Source organism: Maribacter aestuarii, assembly GCF_027474845.2.
Taxonomy (GTDB): domain Bacteria; phylum Bacteroidota; class Bacteroidia; order Flavobacteriales; family Flavobacteriaceae; genus Maribacter; species Maribacter aestuarii.
Genome location: NZ_CP107031.2, coordinates 1,802,820 through 1,828,204 on the forward strand (window position 1 = coordinate 1,802,820; position 25,385 = coordinate 1,828,204).

The 25,385-nt window shown below is 39.2% G+C and carries 22 protein-coding genes and 2 pseudogenes; 14 read left to right on the plus strand and 10 right to left on the minus strand.

Features of this window, described 5'->3' with window-relative positions; genetic code table 11:
• The first annotated feature begins 30 nt into the window (after positions 1-30).
• The 4 genes from N8A89_RS08135 (at position 31) to purD (ending at position 4,457) form a co-directional block, all read left to right on the plus strand.
• On the plus strand, positions 31-774 hold the full coding sequence (locus N8A89_RS08135; protein WP_281541814.1) for a glycosyltransferase family 2 protein: 744 nt from the start codon (positions 31-33) through the stop codon (positions 772-774).
• A gap of 375 nt (positions 775-1,149) precedes the next feature.
• Positions 1,150-2,160, plus strand: a complete 1,011-nt coding sequence (locus tag N8A89_RS08140) for a sugar transferase (RefSeq protein WP_281541815.1) — start codon at positions 1,150-1,152, stop codon at positions 2,158-2,160.
• Positions 2,161-2,169: 9 nt separating this feature from the next.
• Positions 2,170-3,153 carry a UDP-glucuronic acid decarboxylase family protein gene (locus tag N8A89_RS08145; RefSeq protein WP_281541816.1) on the plus strand — a complete coding sequence of 328 codons (984 nt, stop codon included), beginning with the start codon at positions 2,170-2,172 and terminating at the stop codon, positions 3,151-3,153.
• Between the two features lie 29 nt (positions 3,154-3,182).
• Positions 3,183-4,457, plus strand: coding sequence for a phosphoribosylamine--glycine ligase (gene purD, locus N8A89_RS08150; RefSeq protein WP_281541817.1), 1,275 nt, complete (start codon positions 3,183-3,185; stop codon positions 4,455-4,457).
• 21 nt (positions 4,458-4,478) lie between these two features.
• Here the strand turns inward: purD and N8A89_RS08155 are convergent, their stop codons facing one another.
• Complete coding sequence (locus tag N8A89_RS08155) at positions 4,479-4,700, minus strand: DUF6341 family protein (RefSeq protein ID WP_281541818.1); 222 nt, start codon at positions 4,698-4,700, stop codon at positions 4,479-4,481.
• Between the two features lie 137 nt (positions 4,701-4,837).
• Between N8A89_RS08155 and N8A89_RS08160 the strand changes: the two genes are divergently transcribed.
• Genes N8A89_RS08160 through N8A89_RS08170 form a run of 3 tightly spaced genes read left to right on the plus strand, consistent with a single transcriptional unit; the run spans position 4,838 to position 7,348 of the window.
• Positions 4,838-5,680 (plus strand): DUF6427 family protein, encoded by an 843-nt coding sequence (locus N8A89_RS08160; protein WP_430682115.1) that lies wholly within the window; start codon positions 4,838-4,840, stop codon positions 5,678-5,680.
• 29 nt (positions 5,681-5,709) lie between these two features.
• A complete protein-coding gene (locus N8A89_RS08165; RefSeq protein WP_289645313.1) occupies positions 5,710-6,312 on the plus strand; it encodes a DUF4254 domain-containing protein in 603 nt (200 codons plus the stop codon).
• On the plus strand, positions 6,299-7,348 hold the full coding sequence (locus tag N8A89_RS08170) for a glycosyltransferase family 9 protein (protein ID WP_281541822.1): 1,050 nt from the start codon (positions 6,299-6,301) through the stop codon (positions 7,346-7,348). The genes N8A89_RS08165 and N8A89_RS08170 overlap by 14 nt, the downstream gene beginning before the upstream one ends.
• 1 nt (position 7,349) lies before the next feature.
• Here N8A89_RS08170 and N8A89_RS08175 read toward each other — a convergent pair whose 3' ends face one another.
• Positions 7,350-7,967, minus strand: a complete 618-nt coding sequence (locus tag N8A89_RS08175; protein ID WP_281541823.1) for a TetR/AcrR family transcriptional regulator — start codon at positions 7,965-7,967, stop codon at positions 7,350-7,352.
• A gap of 306 nt (positions 7,968-8,273) precedes the next feature.
• On the opposite strand from N8A89_RS08175, the gene N8A89_RS08180 reads away from it, so the two are divergent.
• On the plus strand, positions 8,274-9,329 hold the full coding sequence (locus N8A89_RS08180; RefSeq protein WP_281541824.1) for a bestrophin family protein: 1,056 nt from the start codon (positions 8,274-8,276) through the stop codon (positions 9,327-9,329).
• A 42-nt stretch (positions 9,330-9,371) separates the two neighbouring features.
• On the opposite strand, the gene arsS is transcribed toward N8A89_RS08180, so the two are convergent.
• The 7 genes and pseudogenes from arsS to N8A89_RS08215 form a co-directional block, all read right to left on the minus strand.
• Positions 9,372-10,427, minus strand: a complete 1,056-nt coding sequence (gene arsS / locus N8A89_RS08185; RefSeq protein ID WP_281541825.1) for an arsenosugar biosynthesis radical SAM (seleno)protein ArsS — start codon at positions 10,425-10,427, stop codon at positions 9,372-9,374.
• An 84-nt stretch (positions 10,428-10,511) separates the two neighbouring features.
• The gene (locus N8A89_RS08190; RefSeq protein WP_047417834.1) at positions 10,512-10,847 is read right to left on the minus strand and encodes an arsenosugar biosynthesis-associated peroxidase-like protein; all 336 of its coding nucleotides are present in this window, start codon (positions 10,845-10,847) and stop codon (positions 10,512-10,514) included.
• A gap of 237 nt (positions 10,848-11,084) precedes the next feature.
• Positions 11,085-11,717 (minus strand): annotated as a pseudogene (locus N8A89_RS08195) (metallophosphoesterase family protein); the annotation flags it as partial.
• Positions 11,702-13,032 (minus strand): annotated as a pseudogene (locus tag N8A89_RS08200) (sodium:solute symporter). The pseudogenes N8A89_RS08195 and N8A89_RS08200, both read right to left, overlap by 16 nt.
• A gap of 9 nt (positions 13,033-13,041) precedes the next feature.
• A complete protein-coding gene (locus tag N8A89_RS08205; RefSeq protein ID WP_281541827.1) occupies positions 13,042-14,484 on the minus strand; it encodes a SusD/RagB family nutrient-binding outer membrane lipoprotein in 1,443 nt (480 codons plus the stop codon).
• An 11-nt stretch (positions 14,485-14,495) separates the two neighbouring features.
• Positions 14,496-17,699, minus strand: coding sequence for a SusC/RagA family TonB-linked outer membrane protein (locus N8A89_RS08210; RefSeq protein ID WP_281541828.1), 3,204 nt, complete (start codon positions 17,697-17,699; stop codon positions 14,496-14,498).
• A gap of 59 nt (positions 17,700-17,758) precedes the next feature.
• Complete coding sequence (locus N8A89_RS08215) at positions 17,759-18,448, minus strand: TIGR04282 family arsenosugar biosynthesis glycosyltransferase (protein WP_281541829.1); 690 nt, start codon at positions 18,446-18,448, stop codon at positions 17,759-17,761.
• A gap of 359 nt (positions 18,449-18,807) precedes the next feature.
• On the opposite strand from N8A89_RS08215, the gene N8A89_RS08220 reads away from it, so the two are divergent.
• From N8A89_RS08220 to N8A89_RS08235, 4 genes are all read left to right on the plus strand, one after another.
• Entirely contained in the window at positions 18,808-18,975 is a 168-nt protein-coding gene (locus N8A89_RS08220) for a hypothetical protein (protein ID WP_281541830.1), read from the plus strand.
• A gap of 117 nt (positions 18,976-19,092) precedes the next feature.
• Positions 19,093-19,236: a hypothetical protein gene (locus N8A89_RS08225; RefSeq protein ID WP_281541831.1), complete on the plus strand. Its 144-nt coding sequence runs from the start codon at positions 19,093-19,095 to the stop codon at positions 19,234-19,236.
• 103 nt (positions 19,237-19,339) lie between these two features.
• A complete protein-coding gene (locus N8A89_RS08230; RefSeq protein ID WP_281541832.1) occupies positions 19,340-20,866 on the plus strand; it encodes a Do family serine endopeptidase in 1,527 nt (508 codons plus the stop codon).
• A gap of 79 nt (positions 20,867-20,945) precedes the next feature.
• The gene (locus N8A89_RS08235) at positions 20,946-21,728 is read left to right on the plus strand and encodes a patatin-like phospholipase family protein (RefSeq protein ID WP_281541833.1); all 783 of its coding nucleotides are present in this window, start codon (positions 20,946-20,948) and stop codon (positions 21,726-21,728) included.
• A 19-nt stretch (positions 21,729-21,747) separates the two neighbouring features.
• Here the strand turns inward: N8A89_RS08235 and N8A89_RS08240 are convergent, their stop codons facing one another.
• Positions 21,748-22,797, minus strand: a complete 1,050-nt coding sequence (locus tag N8A89_RS08240) for a ferredoxin--NADP reductase (protein ID WP_281541834.1) — start codon at positions 22,795-22,797, stop codon at positions 21,748-21,750.
• Positions 22,798-22,937: 140 nt separating this feature from the next.
• Between N8A89_RS08240 and N8A89_RS08245 the strand changes: the two genes are divergently transcribed.
• The gene (locus N8A89_RS08245; RefSeq protein WP_289645319.1) at positions 22,938-24,407 is read left to right on the plus strand and encodes a DUF5687 family protein; all 1,470 of its coding nucleotides are present in this window, start codon (positions 22,938-22,940) and stop codon (positions 24,405-24,407) included.
• A 35-nt stretch (positions 24,408-24,442) separates the two neighbouring features.
• Positions 24,443-25,138, plus strand: coding sequence for an ABC transporter ATP-binding protein (locus N8A89_RS08250; RefSeq protein WP_289645321.1), 696 nt, complete (start codon positions 24,443-24,445; stop codon positions 25,136-25,138).
• Positions 25,139-25,385 lie beyond the last annotated feature (247 nt).

Consider the following 25,385-nt stretch of genomic DNA (forward strand, 5'->3'; position numbering starts at 1 on the left):
TCTGTGTTGACTAAACACAGGCCTAACAAAATGAGTTTAATCTCTATTATTACTCCGGTCTATAACTCCGAAAAGTATATTTCGGAGAACATAAGGTCAGTACAAAACCAAACCTACGCTTATTGGGAGCATATTTTAGTTGATGATTGCTCTAATGATAGTAGTGCGGAAATTATTAAGGCATGTGCTTCAAAGGACCAAAGGGTTAAATACCATCGTCTAGAAAAAAATAGTGGCGCAGGCGTAGCGAGAAATAGGGCTATAGAACTCGCGAAGGGTAATTACATAGCTTTTTTAGATAGTGATGACTTGTGGTATCCAGAAAAACTAGAGAAGCAACTGCTATTTATGAAGAAGAATGGCTACCACTTTACATCTACTGATTATGACATTATGGATGAAAAGGGTATAAAGCTTCCAAAATATGTGAAGTGCAAGCCCCTTGTAACTTACAGTAGGGCATTGTATAAAAACCCTATTGGCTGTTTAACAGTTATTTATAATGTTGACTTTTTTGGAAAACAGTATATGCCGTCTATTCGGAAACGTCAGGATTATGCACTTTGGTTAAAACTATTGAAAAAAACCAATGGGTATGGTTTGAACGAATGCCTAGCTAGTTATCGTGTGGGCAACCCCTCTATTTCAGCCAATAAATTAGACTTGCTCAAGTATGAATGGAAAATATACAGGGATGTTGAAGGCTTTTCATTCTTTAAATCTTCATTTTATTTGGTTTCTGCCATTGTTCTAAAATTGAAAAGTTATTTTTGATAAGAATAACTTTTCGTAGAAATGTCAAGACCCTCCATTCTTAACTCTTTAGAACGTAAGTTTATACTATTAGTTGGGGATTTACTTATTGTTAGTTCTAGTTTAAATGTTTTTATAAGCCATGCTATAGACATTGAATTCGTTTCCCTTAAACTTAAGTTTGTAGTAGGCTCATTTGGAATTATTTCATTTTTGACACTAGCATATATTCTAGATCTTTATAATATTCAACGCAATTTAAAACGAAAACATGTCCTTTCTCAGGCGCTCTATATCACAGCATTATACGTTTTTTGTGTATTCCTATTTACTGTTTTGTTCTTCGATGCTAGCTTTTGGCGGATCCCATTATTGGTGTTTTTAATTTTAACCCCCTTGGAGATAGCGCTATGGAGGCTTTTCTTTGTCAACGTTTTTAGAGTTTTGCCCAATACCAAGAACGTGCTGCTTATGTATGACCAAGAGACGGAAAAAGAGTTTAAAAAGGTAACATCAATTATTGACGGAAATGCTGTAGAAACATTTTATCGTGTAAAACTGACCTATAATGTCAGCCAACATGTCGAAATAAGGAAAAAGTTTTTGAGTGCAGTTGAAAAAGTGGATGCCTGGATACTCAATTTGAAGAACTATAATGAATTACCCGAGGACTTGGAAAAGGTCCTTTTACGTTCTATATTGAGAGGGAAAGAAGTTATTTCATATACTTCCTTTTATGAAAATACTTATGAAGCTTTGCCTATTCAATCGCATAACGATAGTTTTTATGAAATTCTGCAACTTCGTAATAGAAAGATTAGGTACCTTCAAACGATATTTGGTTTTTTCATTAATTCTACTTTATCTGTTTTGTTGGGTTTGATATTAATTTTATGTATCCCCTGGGTTTTAGTATTAAATTTCTTTTTTAACAAGGGTCCTCTATTTTATACACAAAAACGAGTTGGTCTTCATGGAAAGGAATTCAAGATTTATAAATTTAGATCAATGGTAACGGATGCTGAAAAGGAAGGAGCCAAAATGGCGGTAAAAAATGATGCAAGAATTACCCCTTTCGGTAGGATTCTCCGGGTTTTCAGAATTGACGAATTACCTCAGATAATATCTGTCATTAAAGGAGACATGCAATTTATTGGGCCAAGACCTGAACGAAAAGTTTTTGTGAATCAACTTAATGAACTTGTCCCATTTTATGGTACTAGACATCTTATCAGACCGGGTATTACGGGGTGGGCACAGGTAAAATTTAAATATGGACAAAATATGGAAGATTCCATTAAAAAACTAGAGTATGATCTGTATTATATCAAAAACCGATCTATCATGTTAGACTTACGTATTATTTTTAAAACCGTTACGACAGTTTTGTTTTCTCGAGGGATTTAAATGGGTTCAATGAAAAGAGTTTTAATTACAGGCGCAGCGGGTTTTCTAGGTTCTCATCTATGCGATAGATTTATCAAAGAGGGTTTCAAGGTAATAGGAATGGATAACCTTATTACGGGCGACTTAAAGAATATTGCGCATTTGTTCCCATTGGAACATTTCGAATTTCACCATCATGATGTTTCCACTTTTGTACATATAGATGGGGAATTGGATTATATCCTACATTTTGCATCACCCGCCAGTCCAATAGACTATTTAAAAATTCCTATTGAAACCCTTAAAGTTGGTTCTCTTGGTACTTTGAACTTGCTTGGGCTTGCTATGGAGAAGAAAGCTCGCATATTAGTTGCTTCTACATCTGAAGTTTATGGGGACCCATTAGTTCATCCGCAAAATGAGGAGTATTATGGTAATGTTAGTCCCGTAGGACCGAGAGGGGTTTATGACGAAGCTAAACGTTTTATGGAGTCCATTACAATGGCATATCATCGTCATCACGGCTTGGAAACAAGAATAGTACGAATTTTTAATACCTATGGAACCCGAATGCGACTTAACGATGGGCGTGTGGTTCCTGCATTTATGGGTCAAGCTCTAAGAGGAGAGGATTTAACCGTCTTTGGCGACGGTTCCCAAACACGTTCTTTCTGTTATATTGACGATCAGGTGGAAGGAATATACCGATTATTATTTAGTGATTATCCAGAACCTATAAATATTGGAAATCCGCATGAAACGACTATTAAAGAGTTTGCGGAAGAGATAATTGCACTTACAGGAACTAATCAGAAGATTATCTATAAGCCTTTACCTAAGGACGACCCGTTGCAAAGACAACCTGATATTACAAAAGCTAAAGAAATTTTAGGCTGGGAACCGAAAATTAAACGTTCAGAAGGACTTAAAATCGTATACGATTATTTCAAATCGTTTTCCCCACAGGAGTTACAAAGAAAAGAGCATCGAAATTTCTCTCAAACAAAAGCGTAAGTTTTCAATCGCATAAAAAAATTTGAAAAATGAACATTCTTATCTTAGGTTCTGGTGGGCGAGAACACGCCTTAGCATGGAAATTGAACCAAAGTCCTAAACTTCAAAAACTTTTTATAGCTCCTGGAAATGCGGGAACATCAAAAATCGGAAAAAATATACCTATTGGTGTAAATGATTTTGCATCTATCAAGAATTTAGTTTTGAAGAATGGGATTCATATGGTAGTTGTTGGTCCGGAAGATCCTTTGGTAAATGGTATTCACGATTTCTTTCTGGAAGATAAGCAGTTGAAGCACATACCTGTAATCGGACCGCAAAAGAACGCGGCTAGGTTGGAAGGTAGTAAGGAATTTGCCAAAGAGTTTATGATACGACATGAAATACCTACAGCTCAGTACGAAAGCTTCACGGCAAGCACCATTGAAAAGGGATATCAGTTTTTAAAAACTTTGAAAGCTCCTTACGTTCTTAAAGCAGATGGATTGGCCGCTGGTAAGGGAGTCGTTATTTTGAATACGCTTGAAGAGGCAAAAAAAGAGCTTAAGTCAATGCTCTTGGATGAAAAATTTGGTAAGGCCAGTACTACCGTGGTCATAGAGGAGTTTTTAGACGGCATAGAGCTTAGCGTCTTCGTACTTACCGATGGTAAAAATTATAAAGTGCTACCTACCGCTAAGGACTATAAACGCATTGGTGAGGGTGACACTGGACTCAATACAGGCGGAATGGGCGCTATTTCCCCTGTTCCTTTTGCTGATAAGGAGTTAATGAACAAGATAGAGAAGGAAATTGTAAAACCTACCGTAGAAGGGCTTAAAATGGATAATTTGCCTTATAAGGGCTTTGTTTTCATCGGTCTTATAAAAGTTGGCAACGACCCTAAGGTAATCGAGTACAACGTGCGTTTAGGAGATCCGGAGACAGAGGTAGTAATTCCGAGGATTAAAAACGATTTGGTAGAGATTTTTGAAGCCATTGGGAATCAGACTTTGGATACCATAACTTTAGAATTGGACGAGCGAACGGCAGCCACGGTCATGACCGTATCTGGCGGCTATCCCGAAGCATACGCCAAAGGAAAACAAATAAATGGCATAGATGATATCACCGATTCTTTGGTGTTTCATGCAGGCACTACTATAAGTCCGGAAGGTCATGTAATTACGAACGGAGGAAGGGTGATGGCAATTACCTCTTTTGGAAAGGATTTCAAAGAGGCCCTAAAGATTTCCTATGACAACGTGGAACAACTATCTTTTGAGGGTATGAATTACCGTAAAGACTTGGGATTCGATTTGTAAGAATTTGAAAAAAATCGAATATTATAAGTACGAATGTGAAGTGATGGACTTATCTTCTTCACCATTGTCATTGTACTTCTTCAATTGCAACATCCAGTACACGAATGCTACAGAACCGATGAGCATAAAAATCCAATTAAGAATATTTGAAAACGTCCAGCTTTCTGCGAATCTTAAAAAATCGAACGGTGCAAAAAGTACGTTCACGAATAAATCCTCTATACCTTCAAAAAATGACTTCATCTAATTCCTATATTTACAGCACAAAAATATAAAAATCATAAATGATTTCAAGCATTTTTGGAAAAACAAAACCTATCAATTTCATTATCTTACTAGGTTTTTTGTTTTTTTTCTACTGGTGTGTACAATATTACCTCTTGCATAAAGATTTAGAAGCTCCGCAAGTTCTGGTAGGAATGTTGGTTTGCGGTATTTTACTATTCAGTGTTTTCGTGGTCGACTTTGTAGTTAAAAGGAACAAACTAACCGGCACCAACTCCTATGCCATGTTGTTCTTTACCCTTCTGGTGGTGGTTTTTCCAGAAACATTGAGTGATACGAACACTATACTATGCACTTTTTTTTTATTACTTGCCACAAGAAGACTACTCAGTATTAAATCCTTAAAAAATAGTAAGCTCAAAATTTTCGATGCTACACTATGGATTATGATTTCCAGTCTCTTTTATGATTGGGCCGTATTGTATATCATTCTGGTGCTTGCCGCTATTTATATCTATGACCCTAAAAACATAAGGAACTGGTTGGTTATCTTTTCGGGTATATTTTGTTTTTTTCTATTGCTCTTCGGAATGCTTATTCTTATAGGGAGGGTCGATTTTTTTGAGGCCCATTATACATTCTCCATAGACTTGGAGGCGATTTATCCCCCCAAATGGTGGTCTAGCATTAAGTTGACCCTATACGTGCTAGCGAACATTTTACTGGCTTTTGCTGCATTTTTGAGATTGGGTAAGTCTGGCGTTGGAAAGATTGTAACTATGCGATTAATCGCACTATCTTTCGCAATAGGTTTAGCGGTAAATATTTTAGTAGCTACAGATACGACCCTTGCTATTATGGTCACCTTCTTCCCCAGCGTAATATTTGTTACCAATTACATAGAATCCATTAAAAAACAGAACTTACTTGAAGTAATATTGATTTTAAGTATTTTTCTGCCTATTGTAGTGTTCGTTTCTAAACTAATGATTTCATAATTCGGGGTATCTTTGTAAAAAATAGGCATATGTTCAGCGATTTTGCATTTAAAATATTCGAAGAAAGTATTCAAAAGTACCATGTAGAGGATGATGTTTATCAATCTTTTGAGAACCCGTATCCAAAGAAAGAAATTTCACATCTATTGTACCGAAAGAATTGGATAGACACGGTACAGTGGCACTATGAGGATATCATCAGGGACCCAAAAATAAACCCTTCTGAAGCTTTAGTCATAAAGAGAAAGATTGATGCCAGCAATCAGGATAGAACGGATTTAGTAGAATATATTGACAGCTATTTCTTAGATAAGTACCAATCGGTAGAAAAAAAGAAAAATGCCACCATTAATACGGAGAGCCCGGCTTGGGCCATAGACCGGCTTTCGATTTTAGCATTAAAGATTTACCATATGCGTGAGGAAGCCACCAGAATTAATGCCTCCGAGGAACACCGCGAAAAATGCAACAAAAAGCTTCAGGTGCTTTTGGAGCAAAAGAAAGACCTTTCCATAGCCATAGACCAACTTTTGGCCGACATTGAAGCCGGTGACAAGTATATGAAGGTTTATAAACAAATGAAGATGTATAATGATGAGGAATTAAACCCCATCCTCCGTGGTCAAAAATAAACCGCAACATGTATTGGTCATCCGACTCTCCGCAATGGGTGACGTCGCCATGACGGTCCCGGTATTAATTGCCCTTACCCAGAAATATCCTGAACTTAAAATAACGGTACTCACCAAATCCTTTTATGAACCCATATTGGACCAAATCTCAAACGTATTAGTTTACGGGGCGGATGTAAAAGGTAGACATAAAGGTTTGCTAGGACTTTGGACATTATATAAAGAATTAATGAGGCTGGATATCACGAGTGTTGCGGATTTGCACAATGTGCTACGAAGTTCCATACTCAAAACGTTTTTCTGGCTTGGAGGTGTCCCAGTAATACAAATCGATAAGGGCCGTGCGGAAAAAAAGGCATTGACCTCTGAAACAAATAAAATATTCAAACCGCTAAAGACTACGCATGAAAGATATACCGAGGTCTTTCAACAATTAGGTTATCCAGTTACGTTGGATAGCGGTTGTGTTAAGTCAAAACAACCTTTATCTGAAGATGTAAAAGAGCGCTTAGTTTTTGATGGAAAACAGTGCATAGGAGTGGCCCCATTTGCTGCCTTTTCGGGAAAAACATATCCTTTACATCTTATGGAGACGGTACTTCATAAACTGAATGGTATAAAAACCTATAGGATATTCTTATTCGGTGGCGGTGCAGTTGAGAAACAGCAACTGGAACTATGGGAAAATCAATTCGTCAATTGTACTAGTGTAATCGGTAAGATTTCTTTTTCTGAGGAATTAAAACTAATCTCTAATTTAGATTTGATGCTCGCCATGGATAGTGGTAATGCGCATCTTGCTGCTGTGTATGGTGTTCCTACCATAACCTTATGGGGAGTTACGCATCCCCACGCCGGGTTTTGTCCGTACGGGCAAGCGCATAATACAATTCTTTCCGATAGGCAAAAGTTTCCGTTAATACCAACATCCGTTTACGGGAATAAATTTCCAAATGGTTACGACAAGGTTATGGAAACCATTACGCCGGAGCAAGTAGTAGAAACAATACAGCAAACACTTAGTAATAAAAAGTAGTTTATATCGCGATTGGTTTTGCTTCTATCGATTTAAAGTATTGTCTTAGTTGAGCCATGAAGCGATATTTCCTTGCGCTCGGAGCTGTGCCCACCATTAAAGTGCGTATGCCAAAATAGGAACTTATGAGATAGGTAGCTACCGCTTCACAATCCACATGCCTATCTATATAACCATTATATTTTCCTTTTTGTAGTGTAGAAACTAGGTTTACTTCCCAAATGGAAACAATATCACCCAAATGCTTCATAATATTCTCATTCTTCCCCTGAAATTCTGTTAGGAAGTTACTTAATATACATCCAAAATCCATCTCATTGTGCACAGCCGTTTCAAGGGCATCATCAAAGCAATTCGTTATAAGTTCTAACGGATTATCATGACCTTCAATCGGTTCAATTAATGTACTGTAAACTTTTCTAGCCATTAAGTTTTGAACGATCTGTAGGAAGAAATCCTCCTTAGATTCAAAATGATAATAGAAAGCTCCTTTGGAGAGGGATAATTTCTTTAAAATATCGTCTACACTGGTATTGAAGTATCCTTTCGTATAAAACAATTCCAATCCGGTTACTTGCATGCGTTGCATGGTAGCCATGCGTTTTAAAGTTTTGTCCATTATTTCAAGATTTGGGTTAATCCGACCATTTGGTCTATACAAAGAACCCATGGATGAATGTTAAACATGGTTTCTTTAGTTGTACTTACGGAAAAAATCGGTCAAAGTTCATATTCTCGATGTATTACCTAAATTTTTAAAGTGGTTACAGACTGGGTAGTCGGTTAAAGTGTAGAACTTTTGCGCTAAAAACCTTTTGTAAAAACAATAGTTTGATTCTAGTGGGTTATAATGTTAGGATAATGTGGGAGATGAAATAACCAATACTATCCTTATTTTTGAATAGACCAGTTAAACCATATCCTTATGCACACAAAAAAGAAGTATTCCATTCTAGAAATGGTCCTATGGACCAGATTTGAAACATTACTATTTATTGCAATAATTAGTATTTGCGTTGCCGGCTACTTCTTTTTGGACCTGCAATGGTTAGAAATACCTTGGACACCGTTGGCTTTGATAGGAACAGCGGTGGCTTTCGTCATCGGGTTTCAGAACAACTCGTCCTATGGTCGAATTTGGGAAGCGCGTAAAATATGGGGAGGTATTGTAAATACCTCTAGAACGTTCGGCATGTTCCTACAGGACATGATAACAAACGAATATTGTCAAACAACAGTTTCCCAAGGGGAATTGGAAAAGGAAATTAAGATATTGACCTATCGTCATATCGCATGGATGACTGCATTGCGCTACGCTATGCGAGCCCCTAAACCTTGGGAAACGATACTGAAGCAACGAACTGATCGTGAATGGGGTCTGCTTCCGCCAGAAATGGAAAATAAATTGGAAAACGATTTGGAGCTTTACATCTCAAAAGAGGACTTAAATTCCATTTTACAAAAAAGCAATAAACAGACCGCTTTGCTCTACCTACAATCGCATCATCTTAGAAAATTAAAGGAGAAAGGGCTTATTTGGGAATTTTCTTTTTTAGAGTTAGAAGGTGTTCTTCAGAAACTATTTACGCTCCAAGGCCAAAGCGAAAGAATTAAGAATTTTCCCTATCCTAGGCATTTTGCTACACTTAATCATTATTTTATGTGGGTCTTTATATTGGTACTCCCTTTGGCGCTTGTCCCGCAATTTGGAGAAATTGGCAGTAAAATAGCTACATCAAATCCAGTTATTGGTAAATTCTTTGTCTGGGCAACCATTCCCTTTTATGTAATTGTTGCCTGGATATTTCACACTATGGAAAGGATTGGACGAACTGGTGAGAACCCTTTCGAAGGTTCTGCTAATGATGTGCCTATCTCCACCATAGCAAGAGGAATTGAGATTGACCTAAGACAGAATTTAGGAGAAGGGGCCGATGACATTCCAAAACAGTTTCCCGAAAAGCATCATACGCAGTTTTAAATACAGGTCAGTGTTTAAAATGGCAAAAGAGGTCGATTAGGACTACGCTACCGTACCCTGACAACTACTTCCAGCTCCAGCCGTACAGCCATAACAATGTTGTGAAATAATGATGTTCCTGTCGTTTAACAAATCCTCGTTATAATCTTTAATGTGTTTTACTTTGCTCGCCACCTTCAGGTCCAGCATTTGGTTAAAATCACAATCGTACAACCAACCGTCCCAGCTTATGGAAATCGTGTTGGTACACATGACGTTTGCCACAGCGGAAGGGTTATAAGCCTCAACCAGGGCATACATATAGTCCTCATAGTTCTCGGAAGCAATCAAATAATCTAAGAAACGTGCGATAGGGAGGTTGGTTATGGCAAATAGATTATGGAACTGAATGCCGAAATCTTCATCCAATGCCTTTTTAAAGTCCTTTTCCATGGCCGCTTGGTCTCCTGGCAGGTACGCGCCAGAGGGATTATAGACCAAATCCAATCTCAACGAACTTCCCGGCATACCGTATCCACGTTTATTGAGTTCTTGCAGGGCTTTTATCGATTTGTCAAAAACGCCATCACCACGTTGTTTATCCGTTTTACCACGGGTATAATGTGGCATGGAGGAAATAACATGAACGTTATGCTTCTTAAAGAAATCCGGTAAATCGTAGTATTTTTTATTCGCACGGATTATGGTAAGGTTGGACCTTACAATAAAATCCTTGATGCCTGCTTTGGCGGCCTCTTCTACAAACCATCTAAAATCAGGGTTCATTTCAGGAGCTCCTCCGGTTAAATCCAATGTATGCGCCTCGGTATTCTTAATGACCTCCAAACATTGCATCATGGTTTCGCGGGTCATAATCTCTTTTCGGTCAGGTCCTGCATCCACATGACAGTGTTCACAGACCTGGTTGCACATATACCCCACGTTTATCTGTAGTATTTCAAGCTTTTTTGGCCGCAACGGAAAGTGTCCAATTTTTGAAATCTTATCCTTGAAATAGGGGAGTTCCCCATCGGCAAAGATTCCTCCGTTTAAAATATCGAGCTGTCTTTTGCTTTCTGCTAGCTCGTTTCCTTTTGCTTTTAATGATTTTGTAGCCATTTCTTTTTTTATTTTGATTCACGGTTTTCCGTTAATCGTTGTCCTTCTAATTCCAACAACTAACAACAGAAAACGATCAACTATTTACATCGATAATTTATCATACTTGTTCATCATCTGTACTCCGTGTACCAAGGTTGCACCACTTTCAATAGCGGCTCCAACATGCACGGCTTCCATCATTTCTTCTTTGGTAATGCCCTTTTGTAAACCATCTTTGGTATAGGCATCAATACAGTAAGGACATTTTACTACATGGGAAACTGCCAAGGCAATTAATGATTTCTCCCTAGCACTTAGTGCGCCTTCTTCGAAAACCTTACCATAATAATCAAAGAATTTGGTGCCGAGCTCTTCGCTCCATTCCGTAATCTTACCAAATTTTCTGAGGTCCTTTGGATCGTAATAAGAATCTGCCATCTTTTTTTGTGTTTTAAGTTCTTTATTTGCTGTACTCGATTTGTCTAAATTGATCGGGATACCTTGTTCCATTTTTTCCAGTTCCGGAAGTATTTCCATATTGTCCCAAATACCGGAGGACAAGGTGTCCGCATATGCTTCAGGTAAGTGATTTCTGAACATCAACTGTTGAGCGGTCTTATAATCATATTCAAAAGACCGATGAGTATATTTTATTTCTTCACCATCCGTTTCCAATACCATATACCACACTCTGGTCGTGCCGTCATTTGCAGGCATGCCTATAACCCCTGGGTTTAGCCATAACTTATCTTTTAGGGATTGATGGAATGGGAGTCCGCAGTGTCCAGCTATAATCACATCACTTTGGGTATTTTCAAAGCATTTTTCCTTACTGTCATGGGCATTGGATTTGAATATAAATTCTGACGTATTCCCGTAATTACCATGAACCACGCTAATTTTCTTTCCATTGTATTCAAAACCTATATTTTCCGGAATTTCAGAAATCCATTGTAAGGATTCATTCGATAACCGCCCTTTGGTATATGGAAACCATAGTTTGGAAAAACTATCGCATCGCCCACCGGCTTTAAAATCACACCCACAGTCCTCACTATCGTTTGCTAGTTGTAATTCTACGTTTCCAGCGATACTAAGAGCATCCCATTTTCTAAATAATCGAATGGTTTCCTCCGGTTGTGCGCAATATCCGGTAATGTCACCCGTACAAATGCAGTTCTCCGGGGCAATACCTTCTGTTTTAGCAATTGAAATTAACTGCTCCAATGCCTGTAGGTTGCCATACACGCCCCCAAAAAGCAATAGCTTACCAGTTTTTGTCCCGATATGTCTTATCTCTTTATCCATGTGGGTATAAAATAGAGTAAAATACAGGTTAGGATACCCCAGAAATTAATCCAGAGTAAATCCGCATATTTTCCAGTGGTAAATATCATAGATTCCGGAAACCAACTGAAAATCAGCAAAAATCCGAATAAAATCCCACAAAATACACTTAGGTGAAAACTGATTTTAGGGGCTTTTCCCCCCAAAAAAGAAAAATTGGGGTCAAACCAATGACCATCGTTCCGCTTATGGTAGTGGCCGATAATATTTCGGCATCAAGAAATACAGGAATTGTACCCAAAATGGCGATGGCTACCATGGACCACCGACCAAATTTTAACGAATTACCCATTTTTAAATCGATAGCGGCTAATTTTGAAAACGACGAAAAGGTCGAATCCAAGGTGGAGGCTGCCGAGGTTATCATAATAAAATTGATAATCAGTAACAATACTAATCCGAAAGCTTTTCCAACCTCAACTGCCGCTTGCCCCTTCATGCCTTGCGATTGCGCATACACACCGATTATACTAAAAAGTACAATACAAAGCCCGCCAATGATGCTAGCTAAGAGAAAACTTTTCAGCGTCACCCTCGGACTGCTTAAAAACCCTCTGTCCGTTAAAACAGGGTCATGGAAGGGATAACTTAGGGATTGTAGAATGGCGGCGAACAATAGGTTCAGTCCCATTTCAAAAGACCAAACCCCTGAATTACTTGCCGTAAAACCGTCTTCAGTAGTGAAGATTGCGCCCAAAATTACCAACAAAAGGACCGAGAACAGGCCCATTTGAATGACATCCGTAAATATGGAACTGCTCATTCCTCCCTTTAGAACATAAGCCAATGTAAGTGCGGTAAATACCAAAATGGACCAATAATAGGGACTAGAGCCAATATCCCCAAAATAGGAGCCGATAACCATGGTGTTACTCCATACCTCATTAAAAAGGCGAATTGCTATTAAAATGGAAAATACCGCCACCGCCCCTTGTCCAAATTTCGAGGTCAGGAAATGATGAATGCTCTGATATTTACCGTGTAACCTCATTTTATAAATTACAATGCCGGCCACGGCGAAGGAAACATAGTATCCTGCGTAGGCCACTCCTCCCACTATACCGTAATCCAATCCTAAATTGGCTGCATTGGTGATGCTCTTGGCAAAAATCCAAGAGATGATTAAACTACCCATTAGCATAAAGGTGCTGGGTGTTCTTTTCTTTTGTACCGCCTTAAAAAACTGGTTGGTATTTTTTGCTAATGGGGAGAGCAGGAACAATGCCAAACTGGACACTATTATTAAACTCCATTGCCAAATTTTTACCTCAGTCATTAGTATTATCTATTCGTCCCACCACACAGGTGAATTTATGCTATTCCCATCCGTTTTAGCTGCCGCTGCTTCATAATTGACGGAATTTAACGCCTGCTCCTCTGCCGGATAGGGCATACGCACTGGAATTAAATCGTTATTTAAACTCGCTGAAATTGTCTTTAATTGTGGAAATCCGGTCCTTCGATATTCTATCCAGCCTTCATATCCATTAATGATATTTGCGATCCATTTTTGGGTAATGATATTTTCTAAGGGATTCCCGTTGCCATATGCACCCTCTGCTAGTAGATAATCTGCGGGCAATGTTGTGTTCCAGTACTCAAAAGCATGTACAACACCGGTTTCATACAAGTCCTGTGCATCGGCAGATATTAAACCACGTTCCGCGGCTTCTGCCAATAGGAAATACGTCTCCCAACTTGTCATAAAATTGGCGTCTAAAGCACTCGTACTTTCCCTGAAGATGCTTCCGGCCAAAGAATAGTCCGCTAAAACAACGGCATTTTGTGTGGCGTCAACACCGTTCAAAAGCCCATTGAACTCTTGTGCTGATGTACTGTTAGAAAATGGACGGAACAAGACGGATAATCTGGGGTCGTTTAGGTCTGTCAAAATTTCCTCCATGGTCTCCGATAGCACAAAATTGTTGAAATCGCCAATTCTTAATCGGGCTAAGCGAAAATTATTGGGCTCCCCATTATTAAAATCGAAGGTGGCATTTTGCACGTTTTCACGTATGAATCCATTACTATCAAACAGTGATTGCAATGCACTGGCATTGTCCCGAACACTAGAGGTACGTATCAAAAATTTAATCTGGAGTGAGCGGGCAAAACGCAACCACGCTTCTAAATCGCCATCAAACAGAATGTCGCCCTCTAAAGGAATGGTGCCGGAATAGTCTTCAATAGCTGCTATTCCTTTTTCAAGATTATCGAAAATACCGCCTTCCGCCAGATAGATATCCTCCTGTGCATCATAGACCGGGGTAACGGTCCCTATTTTTCCTTTGAAACCCTGAGAATAAGGAACATCCCCAAACATATCGGTCAAAGCTCCCGCCATATAGGCTTTTAGAATCCGAGCAGGACCCTCGTAGACAGCAAAGGTCGGGTTCTCCTGGGCTAAGCGTAAAATTTCTTCATTGTCGCGAAGGTTGGTGTATAATATGGGCCAAGGATTACCACCCAACTGGGGCGATTTTAAGTCGTGCCTATCAAAAAGGTTAAAATCTAGTGCGGTTCTGTACTGCCCCAATAAATCCCCAGCGGTAAAACCTTCATACGACATTTGTTCACCATAATCATAGATTACTTGTCGTAATAACAAACTGGGCTGCACAGAAACAGGTTGATTTGGATTGGTGTTGATTTCTTCAAAGTCTTTGGTGCAAGAGGCAAAAAACACAAGTACAAATGTTAAACTCAAATACGATTTTATATATTTCATTTTACTTCTTCTTAAAAATTAAACCCCGCCTTAAAACCGATACTTCTTGTGGTGGCGTAGGACATATCCTCTATACCACTTACAAAACCTTGTCCCTGTACTGCCAATTGCTCCGGATCAAAATGTGGATTTTCGGTAATTGCGAACAAGTTTCTACCAATAAGTGAAAGTCTCAAACTGGCATCTTGCTGTAAAAATTTCAGGTTATCAAAGGTGTAACCAATGGAAAACTGTCGCAATTTTAAAAAGGAGGCATCATAGGTATTGTTTTCCTCATGGTTCCTATCATAAAATTGACGGTAATAACTTTCCGCTGTTACGGCTATGGTGTTGGGCACATAAACAGGATTTTCTACCGTACCTGTGTTTACAACGCCTTGCGGGACAATTCCTTCTTCTGGCCTAAAAGCGGTTTCAGCCAATTGTCCACCAACATTACCTAACGCCCTTGTTCGCGAGACAATGATTCCGCCTTGGCGCCAATCGAATAAAAAGCCCAAATCCCAACTCTTGTAATTGAACTGGTTGTTGAAACCTAACATAAAGTCAGGATTGAAATTTCCTAATTTTTGTAAGGTGTTGTCCGGAATGTAACGTCCTTCATCGGTTAGGATAAAATCACCATTTTCGTTTTTCAAATAACCCGTTCCGTACAAATCGCCAATACGTCCGCCCTCTTCCACCTGCACAAATACCGTTTGGTTTTGACTGTCGTAAATCCTAGAAAATGCCAAGGTTAAACGTCCATCATCTTGTGGTAAATCTTCCACAGTAGAACGATTGGTGCTAAAATTAAGGGTACTGTTCCATTTAAAATCTTGGGTAATCAAAGGTGTAACTCCCAGAATGATTTCCACCCCTATGGAACGCACTTTTCCGCCGTTGACTACCTGTTGGGTAAAACCTGATGAAATTCCAATGGGTAACGAAATAATCTGATCTTTGGTAACGGCATTGTAATAAGAGATATCCAGATTCAATCTATCACCAAAAAAGCGAACATCTGCCCCTACTTCAATTGCGGCTGTCTGCTCGGGCCTTAAATTGGGATTTGCAATGATGTTCTGGTCACTAAACGTTGGTTGTCCGTTCAAAGGTGTTTGCGCTATGAACGCACCTGTAGTCTGATACGGATTGGTATCATTACCCACTTGGGCGTAACTGGCACGGAGCTTTGCAAAAGACACTTCTTGCGGCATAGCTATGATTTCCGATAGGATTAAGCTGCTCGAAACGGAGGGATAAAAGAAGGAAACGTTATCCACGGAGAAAGGAGTGGCCAATGCGCTGGACCAATCGTTTCTGCCCGTAATATCCAGATATAGATAGTTCTTGTAACCAATTTTTGCCAAACCATAGAAACTATTGATTCGTTTATTGGATTCAAACTCGAATACTTCAACGGGTGAAGCGGCATTACTCAATCGGAATATTCCAGGTTGCGCCAAACTTGTTGTTTGGGATTGTGCAGTGAACGCTTTTTGGTCCAATCGGTTACCACCCAGTGAGACATCCACCTCAAAATCCCCAAAACTATTGTTGTAGTTTAAAAGGAAATCGGTATTGATCTCCCTGTAGAAAACATCGTGTTCCGCATATCCGCCATTTGAAAAACGATTGGAACTAAACGCCCTTCTGAACTGGCGTAGTTCACTGGAGTAATCCATTCCGGTACGGATGTTAGCGGTCAGATTATCAGCTATATCATAAGAAACGGAAACATTTCCAAAAACCCTATCCCGATTGAATGAGTTTCGATTTTCGAACAAAATAAAATAGGGATTGTCAAAAAATGTGTAGTTGAAGGAGTACTGCTGTAGACCTTCGAGACCGGGCTGCCAATAATTACGCAAACTGTTTATGTCCAAAGATCGAGGTCCCCAAGCTACCAAAGAGTAGTTTACGTTCTCCGAACCATATCCATTGGACGGTCTATTATCACTTTGAGAGTTTACATAGCTAATACTGGAATTAACGCGCAGCTTGTCCAAGGGACGAAAGTTTAAGCGCGCTGAGACGGTTTGTCTATCCAAATTAACCCCTGGTATGATGCTTTCACTTCGTAAATCAGTAAACGAGAGTCTAAAGTTACCTTTGTCGAAACCAGATGAGATGGCCAGATTGTTTATGAACGTAGTTCCCGTTTCATAGAAGTTCTTAAGATTATCTGGATGGGAGCGGAACTCCGTTGGTGTAATGGGCAAACCATTGTATACGGAGGTATCTCCACCACGTACTATAGTTCCATTCGGTAAGGTTACCGGACTATCAAATTGAGGAATTAAATTGCCAACATCCAGACGTGGCCCCCAACTGTAGGTGATATTATCGCTGGTACCGCCGCCAAGACCGTCTACAAATTCAAATACGCCAGCCTGACCTTGACCGTACTCATTTTGAAAGTCGGGGAGTTTGAAGGCGGAATCCACAAAAAAACTGGTATTATAACTTATTCCAAGCCCTTTACTCTTGGAGCCGTCCCTAGTTTCGATAACAATGACACCATTTGCGGCACGCGTACCATAAAGGGCCGCTGCGCTAGGTCCTTTTAGTACCGAAACTTCGGCAATGTCATCGGGATTTACCTCCATGGCGCCGTTCCCAAAATCGACTTCTTGGAAGCCAGCGGCGGCTTCATTGGTAAAGTTGAAGACTGAATTGTTGTTAATGGGAACCCCATCTACAATAAATAGCGGATTATTGTTCGAGAACGATGCCTCTCCTCGGATGGTAATTTTGGAGGAAGATCCTACTCCTGTAGCACCTTGATTGATGGTCACCCCTGCAAGTTTACCGCTCAAGTTGTCCAAAAAGTTAACTGATTTGACCTCGGTGATTCCTTCCGCATCTAAGCTTTGCACAACGTATCCCAATTCTTTGGTCTCCCGTTTAAGGCCTAGGGCGGTCAAAACGACTTCATTCAGTTGTTCTGAAGATTCCGAAAGCGTAACGTCCAATATACTTACATTGTTAATGGGTACAGTTTTAGTTTCGTAACCTAAAATTGAAAATTTTAAGGCACCTGATAGATTAGGGACTTCTATACTGTATTTGCCTGCCTCATTGGTAATGGTACCCTTATTCGTTCCCGATAATTGTACGTTTACATAAGGAATAGGTTGCCCGGTGGTATCCTTTACCGAACCAGAAATGGTTTCTTGGGCTAACGTGATAGTAGTTATGAATAGGCTCACAACCAACAATAGATACTTCATTTAAAAACAGTGAATGAATTAACAATTCGGATCGATAGCTACAATCCGTTCAAAATGCACTAAGAATGAAGTAATATGGGAGAGCCTTTGTTAAAAATCTGGTGAAGATAGATGGAAGAAAACTGACCACTAACTGCATCTATAATTTTGTTTTCAAGCCCGATAATAAGTGCAAGTAGATGTACTAACGTTGACGAAATAGACTTTCTAAAAGATGTCAATCGCTTTACATCATTTAGATTGTCCAAATCGCCCAGTGCAGGCAATTTATAGACAAGTGCCTCTGTTTGGTCCAAAAGGACTGAAATACGGTTTAAAAGGCTAAAACGTTGCCATGGTAGCTTTTTAAAATTTTCAGCATCGAATTTTGACTTATGAATGCCCATGAGGTAGAATCCACCATCCAAGGAAGGGCCCAAAACGGTTTTTCCTGCTTTTAAAGCTTTTTCCGTTTCAATTAAATGTCTTGTTTGTAATTGGGGAGTATCATTACCAATGGTAATGATATTTTCAAAGCCTTGGTCGAATACGGTTTGAATGGCATTCGAAAAACGTTCGCCAAAAGACTTGCCTACTTGTTCTTTTTCCGAAACATGAAAATAAGGAAGCCCTGATTTTCGAACCTTTGCCAGCGTTTCATGTGTAAGCCTATCAAATAAAAGCTTCCCCTTAAGCATAGGTTTATGCAACAATTCCTCATGGGAAGAATTGGCAAATACCAGAACAGCAGTTGTAACGGGGAATTTCAAAGCACTTTTATTTTCTCTAACAAACTTACGATAAATACTATATAAAGGTTTGGTCGAAGTTCATAAAAGATGATTACGGGTATTGGAAATTTCCTTTTGGAACTGACCGGCTAGTCGATTTGTTGAACGCTATAGTTATTGATGCATAGTTGAAACACGTATGAACTATCAAAATACATCGGTAAACGGGCTAATCTAAATTATTAGGGGTCGCTTAAAGAGATTTAACCAACCAACAAGTCTAAAAACCTTCTTAAAATCCATGAAATTTTAAAAATAATTTAGCATTCATTGATCATTTTCTGGCATAGGATTTGTCTAAAACGCAACGGTAATAGTTCTTTAAAAATTTTGTCACTATGGAAAAGTTAGCTTACGGGCTTTCGCTTTTGATGGTGGTTTATATCGCTTTCTTATACCTAACGGTAAAATTACTGGGACAGGATATCTTAAAAGGAAAACACAATTCCTTTTCAATCGTAAAAAAAGAAAAGCGGCCACCGGCAGAGAAACCCATAAAGAAATGAAAATAGAAAATTGTCATTTTGACAGCGATTAAAATGTCAAATTTTCATGGTAAAATACATTTATAGTATTTTACAAATAATTGATAGATAGTTGTTTAACCTTAAATTTATGTAGTTATGAGCACTTTAGTGAGCTTGCCCAAAAATGATACTGTAAGCGGACCTAGCTTAAATTCTTGGATAGACGAATGGTTAGGTAAGGATATCATTTTTAGGTCCAACACCAAGATTAACACAGGAATTACCCTTCCCGCCCTTTAAAAAAAGGATATCAACTATTATTACGCACATGTTAACATTAATCGTCTTAATGGTTTTAAGATGGATGAAGAAAAACAGAATTAATTAAAAATAGATTAGAAATATGAAAAATGATTTGAATAAACAGAAAGTTTGGAAAATATATCTTTTTTCCGCAATTATAGCGCTATTGGTCAGTTTTGGGGCAATAGGAGGTTATCAATTATTAAAAGAGGATCCTATAATAATTCAACAAGTTAGTGGTGTACAGGGGCATAATGTCTTGTATACCGCAGATAAGGATGGGAACATCAAACCCTTGGACTTTACCGAAACTACTAATAAAGTTTTGGATGCCGTAGTTCACATTAGATCCACGCAAACCAGAGGGTATGGTAACATGCAGCAATTTGAACGTCGTCAATTGCCGGATCCTTTCAAAGATTTTTTCGGAGATATGTTCAAGGAGCAAATCCCCGAGGGAGGAATGCAACCTCAGCCTATGTACGGTACCGGTTCTGGTGTCATCATTAACGAAAACGGTTACATCATCACCAATAATCATGTCATAGATAATGCAGATGAGGTAGAGGTTACCCTTTATAATAATGAGAGTTATAAGGCAACGGTGATAGGAACAGATCCTACCACAGATTTGGCTCTTTTGCAGATTAAAGCAGACAACCTGAAGACTATGGCCCTAGTAAACTCAGATGATGTTGAGGTAGGGGAATGGGTATTGGCCGTTGGAAATCCAATGGGACTGAATTCTACGGTAACCGCAGGTATTGTGAGCGCCAAAGCTAGAAATATCAATATCAACAAGGAAAAATTTGCTGTTGAAAGTTTTATCCAGACAGATGCTGCCATTAATCCCGGAAATAGTGGTGGTGCTTTGGTGAATCTTGAAGGTAATTTAATAGGAGTAAATACGGCGATTGCGAGTAGGACAGGTACGTATAACGGTTATGGTTTTGCGGTACCGAGCAATATTGTTACCAAAGTGGTCGAGGACCTTTTAAAATATGGAAGCGTGCAGCGTGGTATGCTGGGCGTTACCATTAGAACAATGGATGGTAATTTGGCCAAGGAAAAAGACGTAGACTTTGCAAAGGGCGTTTGGGTAGAAAATGTTGGTGAAGAAAGTGCCGCCGATAAAGCGGGTCTTGAATCTGGGGATATCATAACCAAAATCGATGATATCGTTATCAACACGTCCCCAAGGTTACAGGAAATTATTGCGGGACACCGACCTGGGGATAAGGTCGTAGTTACCGTAAACAGAAAAGGAAAGGAAAAGCAATTTGACGTGGTATTGGAGAATTCCAATGGAACCACCGAAATTACGAAGCTCGAGAAAAAGGAAGTGCTGAACCTGCTTGGAGCCGATTTTGAAACCTTATCCAAGGAGGAGATTAAGAAATTAAATATCGACGGTGGTGTAAAAGTAGCACGGCTTTATCCTGGTAAAATCCGTAAGGAGACCCAAATGAGGGAAGGCTTTATCATTACCCATATAGATGGTAAGAAAGTGACTGATCTTGATGATATTTCGGAAATGCTCGAGGATAAAAAAGGTGGTGTTATGTTAGAAGGTATCTATGAAGGGCAACCGGAAAAGCGTTATTATGCCTTTGGAATGGATTCTTAATCTCATAGATATAAGGAATAGTTTAATTTTGAACCGCACTGTACCTCAACTTCAGTGCGGTTCTTTAATTTAAACAACCATGATAACCGATTTACAATCCAAATCTTTAGGCTTGGTCCTTTCAGGCGGCGGCGTTCGTGGCATGGCCCACATTGGGGTTATTAAAGCCATGGAAGAATTTGGATTAAACGCCCATGTTGTTGCCGGAAGTAGTGTGGGAGCTTTAGTGGGGGCATTATATGCGAACGGAAATACAGTTGACGATATGCTGCGGTTCTTTAAGGAAACACCCTTGTTCAAATACAATTTCTTTGCCTTGGCAAAACCGGGACTTATAGATACGGAGCGCTATATCGATATTTTTAAGGCCTATTTCCCGCATGATAGTTTCGAATCCTTAAAGAAAACGCTACATGTTGTTGCCACCAATCTTGAACTTGGCGAGGAAGAATTCATTACGAAGGGAGAATTGATAAAACCGTTGCTGGCATCGGCGGCATTACCACCCGTCTTTAGCCCAGTCAGTTATAAGGGAATGCTGTATGCCGATGGTGGGATTATGAACAACTTTCCCGCGGAACCGGTGTTTGATAGGGCAGAATATGTGATTGGAAGTAATGTTTCCCTTGTTTCCAAACTTCAGAGGAAGGACTTAAATAATTCCATTCAGCTAACCGGTCGCGTAACGGGCTTAATGATTTATGCCATCAATAGGGAGAAAATAGCGAAATGCGATTTGGTCTTTGAACCCAAAGAGTTGGAAAAAATCGGAATTTTTGATAGAAAAGGTATTGAAAAAGCCTACGCCTTGGGATATGAGACGGCTGTAAATCAATTTGAGCTCATGAATGCCAAGCAGTAGACTGAATCAGAAATTCTACCTAAACATCATCATAATCCACCTTTAAAGTAGGAGTTATGGGATGCGCTTGGCAGGTAAGAATAAAGCCATCGGCTATTTCCCCATCCGTTAAAATCTGGTTCTTTACCATCTCGGCCTTGCCTTCCGTAACTCTCGCAATACAACTACTACAAACCCCACCTTGGCAAGAATAGGGAGCATCAATATTTTCTTTGAGTACGGCATCTAACACCAATGTACTTTTGTCCATGGTCAATTGAAATTCCTCATCATCAAGGACAACGGTAAGGTTCGTTTGCCCTTCTACGGCAATGGGCATTTCATCTTTAATTTCTGTAGGGGTAAAGAGCTCAAAATGAATATCGTCTTTGGGCACCTCATTGTCCACTAAGGTATCCGTCACCAAATGGATCATTTTCTCGGGACCACATAGGTAGTAGCCATTAAAGGATAGGTTCTTATGCTTGTTCTTAAGGGCATAGTTGACGGTTGCGGTATCAATCCTACCAAACAAAGCCTCTTCTTCTTTGGTCTGACTATTGGTGAAATAAACAAAAAACCTATTGGTATAATCCAGTTCCAGTTTTACCAAATCTATATAAAACATGGTTTCTTCGTATGACTTATTTCCATAGACCAGCACGAATTTATTCTTAGGATTGGCATCCATAACACTTTTGGCAATACTCATAATGGGTGTTATTCCACTGCCAGCGGCAAAAGCAGCTATGTTTTGTTCCGTATTTGAAGGTTTAAACACAAACCGGCCTTCCGGTGGCATGACCTCCAAAACATCCCCAACTTGAAGTTTAGTATTGGCGTAATCCGAGAATCCGCCTTTATCCACCTTTTTTATGCCAATAGTTATATCTGCTGCTTTCGGAGAGGAACTAATGGAATAGGCTCGTCGCAGTTCTTTCCCTTTAATTTCTTTTTTTATGGTGATGTACTGTCCGGCGGTAAAAGCAAAGGTCTGGATGTATTCCTTGGGAATAATTAAGGTTACGGCAACGGAACTAGGGGTTAACTTTCTTATTGACTTTACCGTTAGGGCATAAAAATCTGCCATATTTCTTCTTCTTTAGAATGGAACGCAAAATTACGCATTGGACTAGGGATAAAAAATTGCATTTTGAAAAAAAATGACTTCCTTGTAACAAAATCAATTTTCACGATACCAATTACCTGTAATAACGTAAACCAACCCTAATGTTCAAAAAATTTCTAGGACTTCAATGGAAGTCGTTCTTTAGATCCGCCAATTTTGGAAAAAGTCTAGGAGTAAAAATCATCATGGGTTTTTTTGGATTTATCATGCTGCTGTACCTTTTAGCAGCAGGAGGGGGGATGTACTTTATCCTAAGGAAAATTTTTCCCGATCAAAATCCTATGTGGATTATAGGACAGTATTTTATCTATTGGATATTAATAGAGCTTTTTCTGCGGTATTTTATGCAAAAACTACCGGTGATGGATATAAAACCTTTCTTAGCCACTCCAGTAAAGAAAAGCGCCATTGCCCACTACATCTTGGGCCGTTCTGCAGCCTCGGTTTATAATTTACTTTCCTTGTTCTTTTTTGTGCCTTTTGCCATCGTTCTCATGTTCAATGGCTATCCCGCTTTGAACGTGTTGCTGTGGGTGGTCGCTATATTTGCGATTGTCCTTTGTGTTAATTATGTCAACTTATTGATCAATAAAAATGACAAGGCATTAATAGCTATCGTTAGCATTCTTTTGGTAGGATATGCGCTAGACTATTTTCAGGTTTTTTCGGTGAAGGAATTTTTCGGACCTATGTTTCACGCGCTATATGCCTATCCCGTAACGGTCCTTATTCCTTTAGGCTTGGCGGTCCTAGTTTATTATGTTAACTATAAATTTTTGAGGGATAAGATTTATTTGGATGCCAGTTTAAGAACAAAAGCCAAGGAGGCCAATACTTCCGATTTGGCTTGGACCAAACGGTTCGGGGAATTGGGTACTTTTCTACAATTGGACTTAAAAATGATATGGCGCAATAAAAGAACCAAATCGCAGGTGTTCATTTCTCTTCTTTTTGTGTTCTACGGATTGATATTTTATACCCAAGATATCTATGCGGAGATGATGCCCATGAAAGCCTTTTTAGGCGTGTTTATGACGGGGATATTTTTGAGCAATTTTGGTCAGTTTATCCCGGCCTGGGATAGCAGCTATTATTCCATGATGATGTCTCAAAATATTCCTTTACGCAAGTATTTGGAGTCGAAGGCGATGTTGATATCTGTTAGTGTAGTTGTCATGTTCCTACTTACCATACCCTATGTTTACTTTGGTTGGGAGGCATTGGCTATTAATCTGGCATGCGCATTGTATAATTTAGGAGTAAATATACCGGTCATTTTATTTTTTGGCTCATTTAATAAAAAAAGGATAGAATTGGATCAAAGTCCATTCGGGAATATGCAAGGTACCAGTGCCACACAGTTCTTGATTATGTTACCCGTTCTTGTGTTGCCAATTATACTGTTTACTATATTTTATTATCTCATCTCTTTTGAGGTTGCCGTAATTGTTCTTTCCGTACTGGGGATTATCGGCTTCGCCATGAAAAACTATTTATTGAACCTGATAACCGAACAGTACAGAAGAAAGAAATACGGGATGATTGCTGGTTTTAAACAAAAGAATGGCTAATCCAAAATAATTAATACGCAAATTGAAATTATACTATGATAATAACTGAGAACCTAACAAAAAAGTACGGTAAACAAACCGTCTTGAATATAGAGCATTTGAAAATTCCCAGGGGGCAGAGCTTTGGTTTGGTGGGAAATAACGGTGCTGGGAAAACAACTTTTTTCAGCTTACTGTTGGACCTTATTCAACCCACTTCCGGTCATATTATCAATAATGAGGTGCAGGTAAACACGAGCGAAGCCTGGAAACCGTTTACATCCTCCTTCATAGATGAAACCTTTTTAATCGGGTATTTGACGCCTGAGGAGTACTTTTATTTTATTGGGGACCTAAGGGGGGCCAATAAAGCCGATGTTGACGCGCTCCTAGGGCAGTTTTCGGATTTTTTTCATGGAGAGATTTTGGGTCAAAAGAAATACCTGAGGGATTTATCCAAAGGGAATCAGAAAAAGGCCGGAATAGTGGCCTCCTTTATCGGAAACCCGCAAGTAGTTGTTTTGGATGAACCTTTTGCCAATTTAGATCCTACTACACAAATACGTCTTAAGGCAATTATAAAAGACCTAGCCAATAAACAGGATGTTACCGTGTTGGTATCCAGTCATGATTTGATACACGTTACGGAGGTCTGTGAACGTATCGTGGTACTGAATAAAGGTGAAGTAGTGAAGGACATTGAAACCTCAACGGAAACACTAAGGGAATTGGAAACTTTCTTTGCTGGGTAAAGCATCAAGCACATGTACTTCGTGCACTTTATCAATTTGTAATAAAATTACCTTAAACCGACTCATCAGTCGGTTTTTGGGTTTAGAATCTTAAACAGCATCCATTTTCCTATCGATGCGTATCGTAATAGTATCGTTAAGCCGCATTAACAACGGTGTTTGATCGATAAAAGACAGGTTAAGCAAACCGGCTAGTCGGTAATTTACGATAGTTACGAGTTTACACTTTCCCATTTACCTTGAATAA

Excerpts from the sequence above, each read along its gene's own strand:
- N8A89_RS08175 (WP_281541823.1), bottom strand. The coding sequence starts at position 7,967 with ATGGACAAAACTTTAAAACGCATGGCTACCATGCAACGCATGCAAGTA.
- N8A89_RS08165 (WP_289645313.1), top strand. The coding sequence starts at position 5,710 with ATGTTCAGCGATTTTGCATTTAAAATATTCGAAGAAAGTATTCAAAAG.
- purD (WP_281541817.1), top strand. The coding sequence starts at position 3,183 with ATGAACATTCTTATCTTAGGTTCTGGTGGGCGAGAACACGCCTTAGCA.
- N8A89_RS08145 (WP_281541816.1), top strand. The coding sequence starts at position 2,170 with ATGAAAAGAGTTTTAATTACAGGCGCAGCGGGTTTTCTAGGTTCTCAT.
- N8A89_RS08155 (WP_281541818.1), bottom strand. The coding sequence starts at position 4,700 with ATGAAGTCATTTTTTGAAGGTATAGAGGATTTATTCGTGAACGTACTT.
- arsS (WP_281541825.1), bottom strand. The coding sequence starts at position 10,427 with ATGGCTACAAAATCATTAAAAGCAAAAGGAAACGAGCTAGCAGAAAGC.
- N8A89_RS08210 (WP_281541828.1), bottom strand. The coding sequence starts at position 17,699 with ATGAAGTATCTATTGTTGGTTGTGAGCCTATTCATAACTACTATCACG.
- N8A89_RS08220 (WP_281541830.1), top strand. The coding sequence starts at position 18,808 with ATGGAAAAGTTAGCTTACGGGCTTTCGCTTTTGATGGTGGTTTATATC.
- N8A89_RS08135 (WP_281541814.1), top strand. The coding sequence starts at position 31 with ATGAGTTTAATCTCTATTATTACTCCGGTCTATAACTCCGAAAAGTAT.
- N8A89_RS08225 (WP_281541831.1), top strand. The coding sequence starts at position 19,093 with ATGAGCACTTTAGTGAGCTTGCCCAAAAATGATACTGTAAGCGGACCT.
- N8A89_RS08235 (WP_281541833.1), top strand. The coding sequence starts at position 20,946 with ATGATAACCGATTTACAATCCAAATCTTTAGGCTTGGTCCTTTCAGGC.
- N8A89_RS08180 (WP_281541824.1), top strand. The coding sequence starts at position 8,274 with ATGCACACAAAAAAGAAGTATTCCATTCTAGAAATGGTCCTATGGACC.
- N8A89_RS08250 (WP_289645321.1), top strand. The coding sequence starts at position 24,443 with ATGATAATAACTGAGAACCTAACAAAAAAGTACGGTAAACAAACCGTC.
- N8A89_RS08245 (WP_289645319.1), top strand. The coding sequence starts at position 22,938 with ATGTTCAAAAAATTTCTAGGACTTCAATGGAAGTCGTTCTTTAGATCC.
- N8A89_RS08240 (WP_281541834.1), bottom strand. The coding sequence starts at position 22,797 with ATGGCAGATTTTTATGCCCTAACGGTAAAGTCAATAAGAAAGTTAACC.
- N8A89_RS08190 (WP_047417834.1), bottom strand. The coding sequence starts at position 10,847 with ATGGCAGATTCTTATTACGATCCAAAGGACCTCAGAAAATTTGGTAAG.
- N8A89_RS08230 (WP_281541832.1), top strand. The coding sequence starts at position 19,340 with ATGAAAAATGATTTGAATAAACAGAAAGTTTGGAAAATATATCTTTTT.
- N8A89_RS08205 (WP_281541827.1), bottom strand. The coding sequence starts at position 14,484 with ATGAAATATATAAAATCGTATTTGAGTTTAACATTTGTACTTGTGTTT.